This window comes from Candidatus Latescibacterota bacterium (genome assembly GCA_019038625.1).
Lineage (GTDB): Bacteria > Krumholzibacteriota > Krumholzibacteriia > Krumholzibacteriales > Krumholzibacteriaceae > JAGLYV01.
In genome coordinates, this window is sequence record JAHOYU010000237.1 from 1 (window position 1) to 13,336 (window position 13,336).

The 13,336-nt window shown below is 52.0% G+C and carries 11 protein-coding genes; 6 read left to right on the forward strand and 5 right to left on the reverse strand.

What is annotated here, in order from left to right:
- Positions 1-124 precede the first annotated feature (124 nt).
- Together KOO63_15305 and KOO63_15310 are read left to right on the forward strand one after the other, a co-directional pair.
- The gene (locus KOO63_15305; GenBank protein MBU8923185.1) at positions 125-739 is read left to right on the forward strand and encodes a protein-L-isoaspartate(D-aspartate) O-methyltransferase; all 615 of its coding nucleotides are present in this window, start codon (positions 125-127) and stop codon (positions 737-739) included.
- On the forward strand, positions 736-1,668 hold the full coding sequence (locus tag KOO63_15310) for a histone deacetylase (protein MBU8923186.1): 933 nt from the start codon (positions 736-738) through the stop codon (positions 1,666-1,668). The genes KOO63_15305 and KOO63_15310 overlap by 4 nt, the downstream gene beginning before the upstream one ends.
- On the opposite strand, the gene KOO63_15315 is transcribed toward KOO63_15310, so the two are convergent.
- Positions 1,659-3,215, reverse strand: coding sequence for a 4Fe-4S binding protein (locus KOO63_15315; GenBank protein ID MBU8923187.1), 1,557 nt, complete (start codon positions 3,213-3,215; stop codon positions 1,659-1,661). The genes KOO63_15310 and KOO63_15315 overlap by 10 nt on opposite strands.
- A gap of 6 nt (positions 3,216-3,221) precedes the next feature.
- On the reverse strand, positions 3,222-4,145 hold the full coding sequence (locus KOO63_15320; protein ID MBU8923188.1) for a DUF362 domain-containing protein: 924 nt from the start codon (positions 4,143-4,145) through the stop codon (positions 3,222-3,224).
- Positions 4,146-4,358: 213 nt separating this feature from the next.
- Between KOO63_15320 and KOO63_15325 the strand changes: the two genes are divergently transcribed.
- From KOO63_15325 to KOO63_15340, 4 genes are all read left to right on the forward strand, one after another.
- On the forward strand, positions 4,359-5,564 hold the full coding sequence (locus KOO63_15325) for a PP2C family protein-serine/threonine phosphatase (protein MBU8923189.1): 1,206 nt from the start codon (positions 4,359-4,361) through the stop codon (positions 5,562-5,564).
- A gap of 143 nt (positions 5,565-5,707) precedes the next feature.
- A complete protein-coding gene (locus KOO63_15330) occupies positions 5,708-8,182 on the forward strand; it encodes an AAA family ATPase (GenBank protein ID MBU8923190.1) in 2,475 nt (824 codons plus the stop codon).
- Between the two features lie 125 nt (positions 8,183-8,307).
- Complete coding sequence (locus tag KOO63_15335; protein MBU8923191.1) at positions 8,308-9,615, forward strand: hypothetical protein; 1,308 nt, start codon at positions 8,308-8,310, stop codon at positions 9,613-9,615.
- Between the two features lie 79 nt (positions 9,616-9,694).
- Complete coding sequence (locus KOO63_15340) at positions 9,695-10,198, forward strand: NUDIX hydrolase (protein ID MBU8923192.1); 504 nt, start codon at positions 9,695-9,697, stop codon at positions 10,196-10,198.
- A 21-nt stretch (positions 10,199-10,219) separates the two neighbouring features.
- Here the strand turns inward: KOO63_15340 and KOO63_15345 are convergent, their stop codons facing one another.
- The 3 genes from KOO63_15345 to KOO63_15355 all read right to left on the reverse strand — a co-directional run.
- The gene (locus KOO63_15345; GenBank protein ID MBU8923193.1) at positions 10,220-10,339 is read right to left on the reverse strand and encodes a MetS family NSS transporter small subunit; all 120 of its coding nucleotides are present in this window, start codon (positions 10,337-10,339) and stop codon (positions 10,220-10,222) included.
- Entirely contained in the window at positions 10,336-11,895 is a 1,560-nt protein-coding gene (locus tag KOO63_15350) for a sodium-dependent transporter (GenBank protein ID MBU8923194.1), read from the reverse strand. Before KOO63_15350 ends, KOO63_15345 begins: the two co-directional genes overlap by 4 nt.
- 60 nt (positions 11,896-11,955) lie before the next feature.
- Positions 11,956-13,336 (reverse strand): peptidylprolyl isomerase (locus KOO63_15355; protein ID MBU8923195.1); only part of this gene is annotated, 1,381 nt, incomplete at its 5' end.

A 13,336-nucleotide genomic window follows, 5' to 3' on the forward strand; every position in this document is an offset into this window, starting at 1 on the left:
CCGGGGGTGGGGGCGGAGAATCCGGGAAGCTCGGTGAGGCTCTGGAAAAAGCGGTAGAACTGGTCAGGGAAGAACTCCAGAAGTGAAAAACAGATCGATTCGTGACGACAAGCAGAGATCCGCGATGGTCAGGACCCAGATCATATCTCGGGGTGTAGTGGACCAGCAGGTGATAAAAGCCATGAATAAGGTTCCCAGGGAATTGATGGTCGGAGTTGAGGGCCGGTCGATATCTTTCCAGGACGGACCTGTTTCAATAGGTTGTGGTCAGACTATCTCACAACCTTATATCGTCGCGTATATGACCGAACAGCTCAGGTTGACCGGGACGGACAGGGTGCTGGAGATAGGTACTGGCAGCGGATATCAGACCGCCGTTCTCGCGGAGATCGTATCGGAAGTATATACAGTGGAGATCATCGACGAACTGTCACAGAGGGCGCGCGGGGTACTTATGGATCTGGGCTATGATAATATCAGATTCAGGACTGGTGACGGGAGTGAAGGATGGCCGGAAGAAGCTCCATTCGACGCGATAATGGTGACCGCTTCACCTCCCTCCATTCCCGATACTCTTTCGAGGCAGCTGGCCGATGGCGGCAGGTTGATATTGCCCGCTGGAGTCGCGTCCCAGTATCTGTTCAGAATCACCCGTAATGATAACAATTTCGAGGAAGACCAGTTGATCGGAGTCAGATTCGTCCCGATGACAGGCCGTGTTCAGGAGGGAAGATCGTGACAGGAGTGATCTACCATGAACTCTTTGGCAGGCACCTGGAGGGTTACCAGCATATAGAGAGTACAGGCAGGTACGAGGCCGTCATGGACAGACTCAGGAACTGTGGAGTGACGGAACGACTTTCCTTTATAGAGGCTCAGCCGGCCAGGCCGGAATGGATAGAGGCTGTGCATGACCAGGACTTTGTGAACGGGATACTGTCGATGGATATGGATTCGCCTGTCGTCCTGGACTGGGGCGATACTGTCGCGACGAAGTTTACTCAGCAGGCTGCCATGCTGGCAGCAGGAGCAGGTGTTCAGGCGGCTGGAAAAGTCCTGAACGGAGAGTTGGATTCTGTGTTTTGCGCGGTAAGGCCTCCAGGACACCATGCCGAGCGCGACAGGGCCATGGGCTTCTGCATATTCAATAACATAGCGATTGCCGCAGCATGGTTGCTGGGGGAGGGAGGTCTGGGCCGGGTAGCGATAATCGACTGGGATATCCATCATGGCAACGGCACAGAGAGGATATTCATCGAAGACGACAGGGTGCTGTACGTCTCCATCCATCAGTATCCCCATTATCCGGGAACAGGTCATGAAAATACGACTGGGATCGGAAAAGGGGACGGTTTCAACCTCAATATACCTGTCGGTTCAGGCAGTGGGGATGTCCTGTATATGGATAAGTTCGACAATGTGGTCGTGCCGGCCCTTGATAAATATAAGCCGGAGTTCATCCTGATCTCTGCCGGATTTGACGGACATTCAAATGATCCTTTATCCGGCGGGTTATTGACCGGCGGTGTCTTTGGAGAGATGACTCGAAGGCTTATGGGAGTGGCAGACAGGCACTGCGGGGGAAAGATCATCTCTCTTATGGAAGGTGGCTATGATCTCGATGCCCTTGCAGACAGCGTAGAGGCTCATGTGACCGCCTACATATAAAGCATGTATTCAGCTCTGCTCTCGTTGACCGATGTGACCCTTATCCCCGGGATATCGATGATCGGGCATTTGTTTTCACATATCCCGCAACCGATGCAGAGTCCCGGATCGACTTCAGGTCTCTTGATGATAAACGGGTCGCCGTTCTTGTTTACAGCTTCGACATCGAAGAATTTGATAGCCTTGCCGGGAGCCGGACAGTGTTCCTCGCATACTCCGCAGTTTCTTCCCATGGCCCAGGGGATACACCTGTTCTTGTCGAAGAGGGCCAATCCGATACGGACCGCCTGTTTTTCTTCAAGAGTGAGTTTTTCGATGGCGCCAGTTGGACATACCTGTGAACAGAGATTGCAGTTGTATTCGCAGTATCCCAGCCTGGGAACGAGCATCGGTGTCCATAGCCCTTCGAGTCCTGCCTGAGCAAGAGTGGGTTGAAGCCCGTTTGTCAGGCAAACTTTCATGCATTCACCGCATTTGACGCAGCGCTGCAGGAATTTCTTTTCATTGATCGCTCCGGGTGGACGGATCAGATCGGGGTGCGGACGCTTGTTGTGTTCGCCAAGCCTTACGATCGGCACGGAAAAAGCCGCCGCGGCTGCTGTGGTTATCAGCCATCTACGCTGAAGGTCGACATTGCCATCCCCTGTACTCTGCAGGGTCGGGTGAATCGAGATAGCGTCTACCGGACAGACATCGGAACAATTAAAGCAGACCAGGCACTCCCTGCTGGCCCAGGAGCCGGGAGGAAAAGGAGTGGCGTCTCCCTGGCATGTCCTGTTGCATGTATGGCAGGAAACACATTTTCCCTTGTCCACATCGACTCTCGCGAACATCTGCTTCGTGCCTATCACTCCGAGAAGGGCACCCAGAGGACAGAGGTAACGGCACCAGAACCTGGGAGCGAGGAAATTCAACCCGAGGATCACCGAGAAAAGAAAAGCTATTGTTATCATCTGTCGGAATACCGGCTGTTCGAAAGCGAGCAGAGTCCCGGTAAGGAATGAAAGCAGAGTATCTGCTCCCGGGGAGATCCCCGGGATATTCGTCATATAGGCGAAGTCGAGTATCGATCTCACAAGGCCGTTGACAGCCGGGTTGTATCCTATGGCCAGGGAACGGATGGTCAGTGAGATCGGGTCGAGGAATCCGGCGGCGTTCCATCCGAAAAGTGCTCCGGTAAGTATGAAAGCAAGGATGAAATATTTTATCTTTCTCAGCCTGGGAAAGTTTCCGTCATCCGGGTGCTTCGGCTTGCGTCTCATGCGCAGAAAACTTACTGCCGTGTTGAGTGTGCCGAGCGGACAGACCCAGCCACAGAAAAACCTTCCAAGGATCACCGTCAATACTACCGTGACAAGAGAAAACAGGAATACTGCCCTGACCGCGTGCGAAGCGAGAAGCGAACTCAGTGCGATCAGCGGGTCGAAATCCAGGAACAGCCTTACAGGCATCCCAAGCTCATCCTCACCCTTATACTCAGTCTGTACAAAGAGGATGAGAAAGAAGACCAGAAAGATGATCTGCGAGCCTCTCCTGAGATTTTTCATCTTTACCTACCCGAGTTTGATTTCCTGGTACCCTGCACCTCCGAAATCGGATGTTCCGAGGCCCTTCTTTTCGGCAAGGGATATATGGGGGAACAATGCCAGGTCGTTGTCGAATCCGGCATCTGTAAAGAGCGATATCCCGAACGCGTCGATCTTCACCGGGTCGGTGCTTGCCGCTATCGTGTCCATCCGCACTACATCCTTCAACGTGCTGCCCTGTGGCCCATTCGCCTTGAGTATGCGTACCGCGTCGAGTATGGTCAGGTCCGGTTTGAAATAGGCAGTCAGGTCGACGATGCATTCGGGAAGCTTCTGATGAAGAAGGTCGCGTCTTCCGCCGATCAGTCCCATGAGATTCTTCATCGAAAGTGTCACGTTCGAAAGGCCATGGTGCTTGGCAACGGGCAGGTTTATTATCTTGTCCGCGTCTTCGGCTTCCCTGTAGACTTCCCATTGCTTCAGCACTTCGCCGCCAAGGTCCTTCTTGATGAACTTGCGAGCCTCCATATATGGAACTTCCGCTCCCGCTTTTTCGGCAGCTTCGCGTATACCGCTTCTCTTGTATGATCTTCTAGCGTCGTTGCACGTGTTGTCCGCGACGATCACTTTTTTCGCTCCAGCTGCCAGGACCAGGGAGACCACAGTCTCAACCACGATCGGGTTTGTAGTGGCGGCCTGTTCAGGTTTTCTGTCCCACGAGATGTTAGGTTTGACGAATACAACATCTCCTTTATCAATGAATTTCTCCATACCACCCAGCATGGACACGGCTTTTTTCACTGCCGCTGCGGCGTCAGGCCCCCTGACGACCGCGAAATCGATGTTTCCGTCCGGCATTGTGGGCATGCTGCCGAGTTTTGTGGCGGGAGAAAGTGCCCACGCTGCTCCCGCGCCGAGTACCTTGAAGAACGTTCGTCTTGTAGCCATCATTCACCTTCCGTCACCGCATTGATTCCATAATTATTCATACATCGGGATTATATCGATTGTTCCCGCGACAGTAAAGTTTTAAACCGGAGTCAGACAATGGTTAATTTAACGTCAGCTCACCGATTTTGATTGAATCGGCAGGTAATTGCGATTATCTTCGCCGGAGTATTCTTTTTATCAGGGACAGTAGCTTTCAGAGGAAAGTAGCCGGGAATGGATGAGCAGGAGTTTCAGCCGAAGATATTCTATCGAAAATTCGATTCTCTTCTCATGAGGATCGAGGGAATCACGGGTACGCGTGACATGCTTTCCCTGATGCTCGATGAGCTCGTGCAGTCGTTCAACGACGATCTCAATATCAAGAGCGGATGTATGTACAGGCTCAAGTTCGGGTTATTTGTCCTTGTCAGGGGGCCGATGGGGGAAGACCCTGAGGAATGGCCCGAGACTATGCCTCGGACCGATCAGGTCTTCTCGATCCTGAACCAGCACAAGAGCTATATCTTCGGGGCTGAGGAATCTCCTCCCTGGGGAAACAACAGTATCGCCACGTTTCTGGGTGAACACGACGAATTTCTTCTGGTGTTCAGGCTCAATGAGGGATGGGTCAGGGAGACCCTTCAGTTTTCCATGAATACGATACGAAGCACCTTGAACCTGACGAGATCGACCAACCGATTCAACGCCGACATGCAGGAAGCCTTCAATATTCAGAAGAGCCTCCTGCCTGAAAAGGATCCCACATTCAACGGCTACGATATCTCAGGGAGATCTGTGCCCGCGGAGAGAGTCGGCGGGGACCTTTACGACTTCAGTGTCCTCGACGAGGCTGTCCTCAGCTTTGCTATCGGGGACGCGAGCGGACACGGACTTCCAGCGGCTCTCCTGGCCAGGGATGTAGTCACCGGCCTCAGGATGGGTATTGAGAAGGAGATGAAGATATCGGGTGTCATAGGAAAACTGAACAATGTGATTCATCAGAGCAGGTTATCGACCCGTTTCGTCTCTCTCGTCTACGGTGAACTCGAGCACAACGGGACGCTCGTCTATATAAACGCGGGTCACCCACCCCCGCTTCTTTTCAAGAGCGATGATATGAGACGGCTCGATGTCGGTGGCACTATACTCGGTCCGATACCCGATTCGATATTCAAAAGGGGTTTCGTGTTCATGGACCCGGGAGATACTCTCGTGATGTTCACCGACGGTATCCTCGAAGTGACCGACAGTCTTGGAGACATGTACGGTGAGCAGCGTCTTATCGACACTATCAGGGACCATCGGGATGAGACGGCAAAGCTCATTACCGAATATATCTTCCGAAGTATCAAGGAGTTCGGTGGCGAGGAAAACCTTGAGGACGACGCGACGGTGACCGTTATCAGGCGCCTGGCCGGCACTGAGCATTCGACCCTCTGAGCGCTCAGAATCTGCTTCACTTGACCTTTTCAGAAAAAAATCATAGACTGGTGCGGAAGCTGCTGTAAAAGGACCCCTTTCTGAAGACGGCGGCTCTCGTTTGATTAGAATGAAACTGAAAGCTCATTGAGTGGAGGATCAATATGGCCAGGGCAAGAAAGCCGAAGGAACTCGCACCGGGCAAGCTTAGATGGGTATGCCCGACTAACGGATTCAAGTTCAGGACCACAAACGATATTAAGCCATGTAAGGATATCATCGGACAGGAGAGAGCCCTTCAGGCTATCAAGATGGGGCTCGAACTCGATCACAGGGGATACAATATCTTCATAACAGGCCTGGTCGGGACGGGCAGGACTACTACGATCAAGCATCTCCTTGAGAGAATGGACAGCAAACACGACGTACCGCCCGATATCTGCTACTTGCACAACTTCAGACACCCGTCGATGCCCGTGATGATTGAGCTGAATGCCGGAGAAGGGATACGGCTGGCCGCTGACATGGATGGGCTGCTCTTTGACCTTGAAGACAAGGTGCCTATCGTATTCAAGGGTGAGTTCTATCAGAACCGCAGAAAAAAACTACTGGAGAAATACCAGTCCCAGCAGAAGACCATTATCTCCGCGTTTGAGGAAAAGATCAACAAGGAAGGGTTTACGATGGTCAGCGTACAGGTCGGTACGGCCGTACGCCCGCAGATCGTTCCCGTTCTTGACGGTAACCCTGTCGATTATGCACATGTCGTTCAAATGGTCGAAGAGGGAAAGATCCCGGCGGAGCAGTTCGAGACGATGAAGGAGAATGCTACGATACTGTCGGAAGATATGGCTCATATCTACGAGCAGATGAAAGATATCGATAAGGAGATGAGGGAGCGTCTGGAAAAACTCGATGTCCAGATAGTGCATCCAGTCATCCATGAAATGATCGACGAAATCCGCAAACGATTCAGGAACGAAAAGCTTGGCGGACTGCTCAAAGTGATAGAGCGTGAACTTATCAACAGATTGTCTCTATTCAGGGATGCAGATGAAGATGAGTCAAGGGAAACCCTGGCGCTGGCGCAGGCGGAAGATCGCAACGAGGACCCGTTCAGGGAGTTTCGCGTGAACGTTGTGGTCGATAATGCGGAGACGAAGAGTCCTCCGGTCATAATAGAGAATTTCCCGAATCTTGTTAATGTATTCGGAGTGACGGAGCGTGATTTTCACCCTGGAGGATGGTCGAAGACGGACCATATGAACATCCGGGCAGGAGCATTTCACAGGGCTTCCGGAGGATATCTGGTCCTGAACGCCCTGGATGTCTTTATAGAACCGGGTGTCTGGCAGATCCTGAAACGAACGTTGAAGAGCTCGGAATCGATTATACAGAACTACGACTCGTTCAGCTTTATGAGTACTTCCGCTCTCAAGCCGGAAGCGATTTCTGCCAGGACCAAGATAGTCCTGATCGGTGCCGCGCGTCTTTACTATATGCTCCAGTCAAATGACGAGGATTTCCGCAAGATATTCAAGATAAGGGCAGATTTCGACCTTGTAGTCGACAGGGACAAACCCCTTGTGAATCAGTATGCCGGGTTCATAAAATTGCTATGCGACAAGGAGGACATGCGGCCGTTCGACCGGTCCGGTGTCGCTACTGTAGTGGAACATGGTGTAAGGCTCGCGGGAAGGCAGAACAAGCTGTCGACCCGATTCTCGACGATTGCCGATATCGTACGTGAGGCTAACTACCATGCTGCCTCTTCGAAGGACAAGGTCGTAAAGCGGACACATGTCGAAAGGGCTCTCGAATGCAGAAAGCTGAGGGTGAATCTGTACGAGGAGAAGCTTCAGGAGAGAATCGACGAAGGCACCATAATGATCGAGACTTCCGGTGCGGTCGAGGGACAGGTAAATGCTCTTTCAGTGTATAATATGGGCGATTATATGTTCGGAAAGCCATCGAGGATCACCGTCAGGACAGCTCTCGGAAACTCGGGGGTCGTCAACATCGAACGGGAATCGGATATGAGCGGCAACATCCATAACAAAGGGGTTCTCATCCTCACAGGCTATTTGAAAGGCAAGTACGGAACGGACCATCCCCTCGCCCTGAGCGCGAGCCTCTGTTTCGAACAGTCCTATGGAGGTGTCGATGGAGACAGCGCCAGTTCTACCGAGCTTTATGCCATACTTTCCAGCCTGTCCAGGCTGCCGATAAGACAGGATCTGGCCGTAACGGGGTCCATCAACCAGAACGGCCTGATTCAGCCTATCGGAGGGGCGAACGAAAAAATCGAAGGATTCTTCCGTGTATGTATGTCGAAGGGCCTGAAGGGAACAGAAGGAGTAATAATTCCTCACCAGAATGTGCCGGATCTGATGCTTGCTGACGATGTGGTACAGGCAGTCAAGCGGGGAGAATTCCATATTTATCCTGTGAAACATGTCGAAGAGGGAATAGAGATACTGACCGGTGTAAGTACGGGTAAGCGTCTGAAAAGCGGAAAATACCAGGAAGGGTCCGTCAACGACCTGGTCCAGAAGCGCCTGTTTGATTTCGCGATGAAATGGAAAAGATTCGGTACTGACAAGAAGAAGAATAACAGCAGGGAAGGGGCCGGTGACTGATCAGGAACCGCTGCCCTGGCAATAAAAGGATTTTTGCCGGGAAACGATTCCCTCGTTGCTGATAATCTGGAACCGTTTCTCGAAAAAATCGTTAATTGAGTAACTGACTCATGACGGAGGAAAAAATGGACAACAGCAGATTTAGATCGTTCGTGATTCTGGCAACAATGCTGGCAGTAATATCGGGATGTGGTGGAGAGAAGATGGTCGAGGAGGACCTTCCCGATGTAGAGGTCGGTGTCAACCTTATCACAAATCCTTCCTTTGAGGAATGGGACGGATTCTTGCCCGTGGGATGGAAAGTCAGGTTATTTTCCGGGGAAGGCAAAAATGTCAATATGTATGGAAGGAACAGGGACTGGTTTACGACCGGCGAGAACAGTTATTATCTCCGGGGCCTCTTCAATACGGAGAAATGGATGGTACTTTCGCAGATGCACCCTGTCAGGCCGGGATATGAAGTCTATTTCGCGGGGATGATAAAAACTGCTGGAATAGAAAAGTCGAAAGGGCAGGAAGACAATATCAGCCTGTTCATCATATTCTATAATGCCGAAGGTGAGCGGGTGAACGACCGTTATTTCGCTGATTCATGGACCTCGAGGCGTGTGGGCACAAGCCCCTGGTCGAAGAACGAGAACAAGATAGAAGTGCCTGACAAGGCCCGGACAATGGAGGTCGGACTGATAAACCAGATGACCGGCTACATCTACTTCGACGATATCGAGGTAAGGTACCTTGAAAAGTTGAAGTGGGAGGAAAAGAAGACGAAGTTCGTCACTTTCCAGTGGGACCCTGAAAGGCCGATTCCGGAGAATGATCTTCAGAGGGAAATGGATCTTATCAAAATGGTGTCCAGGGAGGCTCGCATCAAGGATGTGGAAGACCGGATATATTACAGGATGTATCCGAGCGAACAAAAGTTCATGGATGTGACAGGACGCAAGAGATACCGTCAGTACTCAAACTGGAGTAAGAAAATCATACACACGACGGCCTCCTTCGAAGATCATGAGATGATTCATATGATCCTTTATGAGCTGGGTACTCCACCAATGGGTATGGCAAAGGGGCTTGTATTTTACTTCAGGGCGAAATTCAATGGCTGGGATGTCCATAACGCGGCCAAACAGGATCTGGTGGCAAAACGGTTGCCCGGCCTGTTCAGAACCGTAAAAAGGAAGTCTTTCACCGATTCCAACCTGACCGTCACTGTGCCGGGCTGGGCTTCGTTCGTGACCTGGCTTATCGATAAAAATGGAATGGATAAAGTACTCAAGCTGTACAAAGCGACAGATGAAATAGACGAGGTCGGGCCGTTCGAGGTCCACTTCAAGGATGTTTTCGGTGAAGATTTCAAGAAACTCGATCAGGAATGGCGTTGGTTTCTGCTCAGATACGAATGTGATGCAGCCGCGGATACGATTTTCTGATACCGTTAAGTGGGTGACTGCTACAATCTGATCATCGGTTTGTCGAAGGCAAGCAGGTGACAATGGTCGGGAGTCGCGGATGAATGGAGATTTCAAATTCTGTCCCCTTTGCGGAGCGGAGATGTCTGAACGCGAAGAGGGCGGTTTCCCAAGGATGGCATGTTCGGTCTGCGAGTTTGTCCATTACCATAATCCCGCTCCGGCAGCTGGTGTGATCGTCAGAGATGAGGAAGGGAGGATCCTTCTCGTCAGGCGGCGTTTTGATCCTTACCAGGGATTGTGGACCATTCCTTCCGGATATATTGAATATGATGAAGATGTCCGGTTGACAGCGGTGCGGGAATTGGAGGAAGAGACAGGCCTGGTGGTCGGGATCGACGGTATTCACTCTGTCGAATCCTGTTTCGATGATCCAAGAGGCAATACCGTCGTTGTCATGTACAAGGGGCACATCAAGGGTGGCAGGCTTAAAGCCGGTGATGACGCCGAGGACGCGGGATTCTTCAGCCTCGGTGATCTGCCTCCGATCGCATTCGATTGCCAGAAAAGGATCCTGTCATTGATTGCCGGCAGGAAAATCTGAAGAAGCCAATAAAGACATTCGTCAATTAAGCGGTTTTTTCTTTTTCTTTTCTATCCGCATCACATATATCAAAAGGCCGGTGAAGCCTCCCCATACAAGTCCGCAGATCACGATCATCATGGCGATAGCCTGCCCGGTCATCGGTCCTCCTCCGTTTTTGAGTCGATGCGCGAAAGCCCGTCAGTATTATGGAGCGACCCTGGATAAGTCTGCGACCTTTCGAAAAGAAGCCTGTTAACAGGTCTCTGGAATATCAGAAGCAGGCTTATGACCAGCCCCCACTGGAACAGGCATGTGCCCAGACTGAAAGTCCTGAAGGGGTGATACCATCGATCCGGATCATATACGAGTACTGCCTGCGACAACCACCACAATGTCATGGCGGCGAACTCCACAGGGATGAGAAAACGTACTGCGAAATCGAAAGCCCTTCCAATTCGGATATCGTTATCGATGTCGTTCAGCATCTCGCGCCGGAACCTGGCTACCCCATAGTCTATGACTATCAAGGCGAACAGGAGACCGCTGAGTAAGAGCCCCACGCTCCACACCCAGTCCTGATTCTGAAAGAAAGCCGGGTCGAGAGCGGATGGGAGGCCGAAGATAAAACATGCGATCGATATAATAATGATACCCTTTTTTCTCGAGAGTCCGAAATCCATCATGTTGCGGGTGCCGAGTTCGATCATGGATATCAGTGACGAAAGGGCGGCTACCGAGAGCGCGAGGAAGAAGATGAGAAGAAAGAATTTTCCACCAGCTATCTCCTCAAAAAGTTTCGGAATCCAGATAAAGGTCATCCCTGTGCTGAGCGGACCGGTGTCTCTTGCTATCGATTCTGCCTGCCCGGCCGGAAGGATGGCGAATACTGTCGGTATAACGGCCAGGGCCGCGAGAAGGGAAGCGGAGTTATTGCCCAGGCCGGCGAGAAAGGAGGTGGCGACTATATCATCATTCTTTTTCATGTAGACGGCATAGGTCAGTATCAGACCCCATCCCGCGCCAGTGGACCACGCACTCTGGGTCAACCCCTGGAGCCATATTTTGTAATCGAGGAGAGCCTTCCATTCAGGTTGAAAAAGATAGTTCAGTCCGGCCGAAGCGCCCGGGAGGGACAGGGCGCGTGCCACAGCTATTATCAGTAGGATGAAAAGGGATGGCAGCATTATCCGGTTGGCCTTCTCTATTCCATTTACTACTCCCCTGTAGATGATCCATGAACCGGCCAGGATACCAAACAGATGAAAGAGGACAGGTTGCCAGCCTGATCGGTTGAAGGTCGTCCAGAAGGTAGTACATTCTGCACCCCACAGTCCTCCGCCCGGAATTATTCCACCAGGGAGAGCCAGATCGACTAATGTGGCGAACGAGTATCGGAAACACCATCCGGTGACTACGCAATAGTAGAATGTGATCGCCAGAGTGCAGATGCCGATGAATCCGCCCATCCATGTGTGACGGCGGTTCAAGGACCCGAATGCGCCCAGTGTACCCATCCTGGTCTTTTTGCCGATGCCGAATTCGATGATGAGAAGGGGAATCGACCATAGAAACAGGAATAGAAACCAGGGGATGAGGAAGGGAGCGCCGCCGTTCTGGGCGATGACTCGTGGAAATCTCCAGATATTTCCCGTTCCGACAGCCATTCCGAGAGCGGCGAGCAGGAGTGACCATCGAGATGTGAAAACTTCTTTCAAGGCAGGTGCACCTTCTAGTCAAATATTCGCTGTTCCAGTAGTCTCTATCTTCAGAATCCTCTATTCCAGTATCCTGATATTGATCGCGTCTCCGATCTCTATAGAATCGACCGTCTCCATACCGCTGACGACTTTTCCGATAATGGTATACCTGCCGTTGAGGTGCGGCTGTGCCATATGGGTGATGAAGAACTGGCTTCCCGGCGTATCCTTGCCCGCGTGGGCTACTCCCACAGTGCCTCTTTCATATCTGTGAGTGTTGAACTGGCTTCTGAGGAAATATCCCGCGTCTCCCCATCCGTCGCCCCTGGGGCAGCCGCCCTGAACGACGAATCCCGGAACGACCCTGTGGAAGTTCAACCCCCGGTAAAACCCCTCTTCCGCCAGATCCAGAAAGCTGCGGACGATGCACGGAGCATCGTCACCAAACAGCTCTATACCGATCACACCCCTGGACGTCACCAGCTCGATCCTTACATCGCCGAATGGCAGTACCGGACCTGCCGATCTCGGAGAGCCACGTTCCCAGCCTCTAGCGAGCATCGGGTCAGGAGTGAATTTCAGGCCGAATCCGGAAGCAGCATCAGTCGCGGCCTTCGGTATCCTGGGGTCCGTTTCGGTGAGCGCGGTCTTGAGAAGATGAATTATCGTGCCCCTGTCATCCACACTCAGATCCTGGCATTCAGAAAGGTGGGACAATGCGTTGATGACGGAAAGTTTGATATCTGATGAAAGTCTTCCCGAAGATTCATTGAATATCCTGACGAGATCGTTGACGATTTTCGAGGAGACAGTTTTTCCCAATGCTTCTATCGCGAGCGAGGCGACCACCCAGTCGTCGCCACCGGCTGCTTCGATAAGTGCGTCAGCAGGGATTCTTCCGCCTTCTGTCTCCACGAGAAGCTGTTCGGGCTCGGGCCACTTCCCAAGTCCTGAGGCCGCGCCCTCGCGTGAAAAATGGTCGGTCCTGGAATCGAGTGTCTCGATCAGAAGAGGTAGATCACGCGGGTCTCCCGAAGCTCCGAGGTATTCCGCGGCGACCAACCTGTCATAGTGATTGCCTTCGGCGAACATTCTCAGGAGGTGATCCCTGGCTTTTTTCCGGCCCGTGCCGGCTACCGCGATGATCGCGGCTGTTCTCACCATTGAGGATTCGTCATCGAGAAAGGGGACGACCTTATCGAAGAATTTTTTATCCCCATTGCTGGCTATTCCCTGCAAGGCGATTGTCTTGAGGTACGGATCGTTAATATATGCGCCATCAGGCTGAAGGATCTTTTCGAGTTTTTCTGCGGCTTTTTTGCTCCCGATGCGGGAGAGAGCTTCGGCTGCCTTGATAGATCCCATCCTTTCGTCGCTCAACATCATCCGGGACAGGAATTCTACAGCATTTTTTTCCTTGAGTCTTCCCAGCGCTTCTGCCGCGGCCAGCCGGATAGCC

Coding starts and splice junctions, on each gene's coding strand:
- KOO63_15305 (MBU8923185.1), top strand. CDS start 125: ATGGTCAGGACCCAGATCATATCTCGGGGTGTAGTGGACCAGCAGGTG.
- KOO63_15315 (MBU8923187.1), bottom strand. CDS start 3,215: ATGAAAAATCTCAGGAGAGGCTCGCAGATCATCTTTCTGGTCTTCTTT.
- KOO63_15320 (MBU8923188.1), bottom strand. CDS start 4,145: ATGATGGCTACAAGACGAACGTTCTTCAAGGTACTCGGCGCGGGAGCA.
- KOO63_15325 (MBU8923189.1), top strand. CDS start 4,359: ATGGATGAGCAGGAGTTTCAGCCGAAGATATTCTATCGAAAATTCGAT.
- KOO63_15330 (MBU8923190.1), top strand. CDS start 5,708: ATGGCCAGGGCAAGAAAGCCGAAGGAACTCGCACCGGGCAAGCTTAGA.
- KOO63_15335 (MBU8923191.1), top strand. CDS start 8,308: ATGGACAACAGCAGATTTAGATCGTTCGTGATTCTGGCAACAATGCTG.
- KOO63_15340 (MBU8923192.1), top strand. CDS start 9,695: ATGAATGGAGATTTCAAATTCTGTCCCCTTTGCGGAGCGGAGATGTCT.
- KOO63_15345 (MBU8923193.1), bottom strand. CDS start 10,339: ATGACCGGGCAGGCTATCGCCATGATGATCGTGATCTGCGGACTTGTA.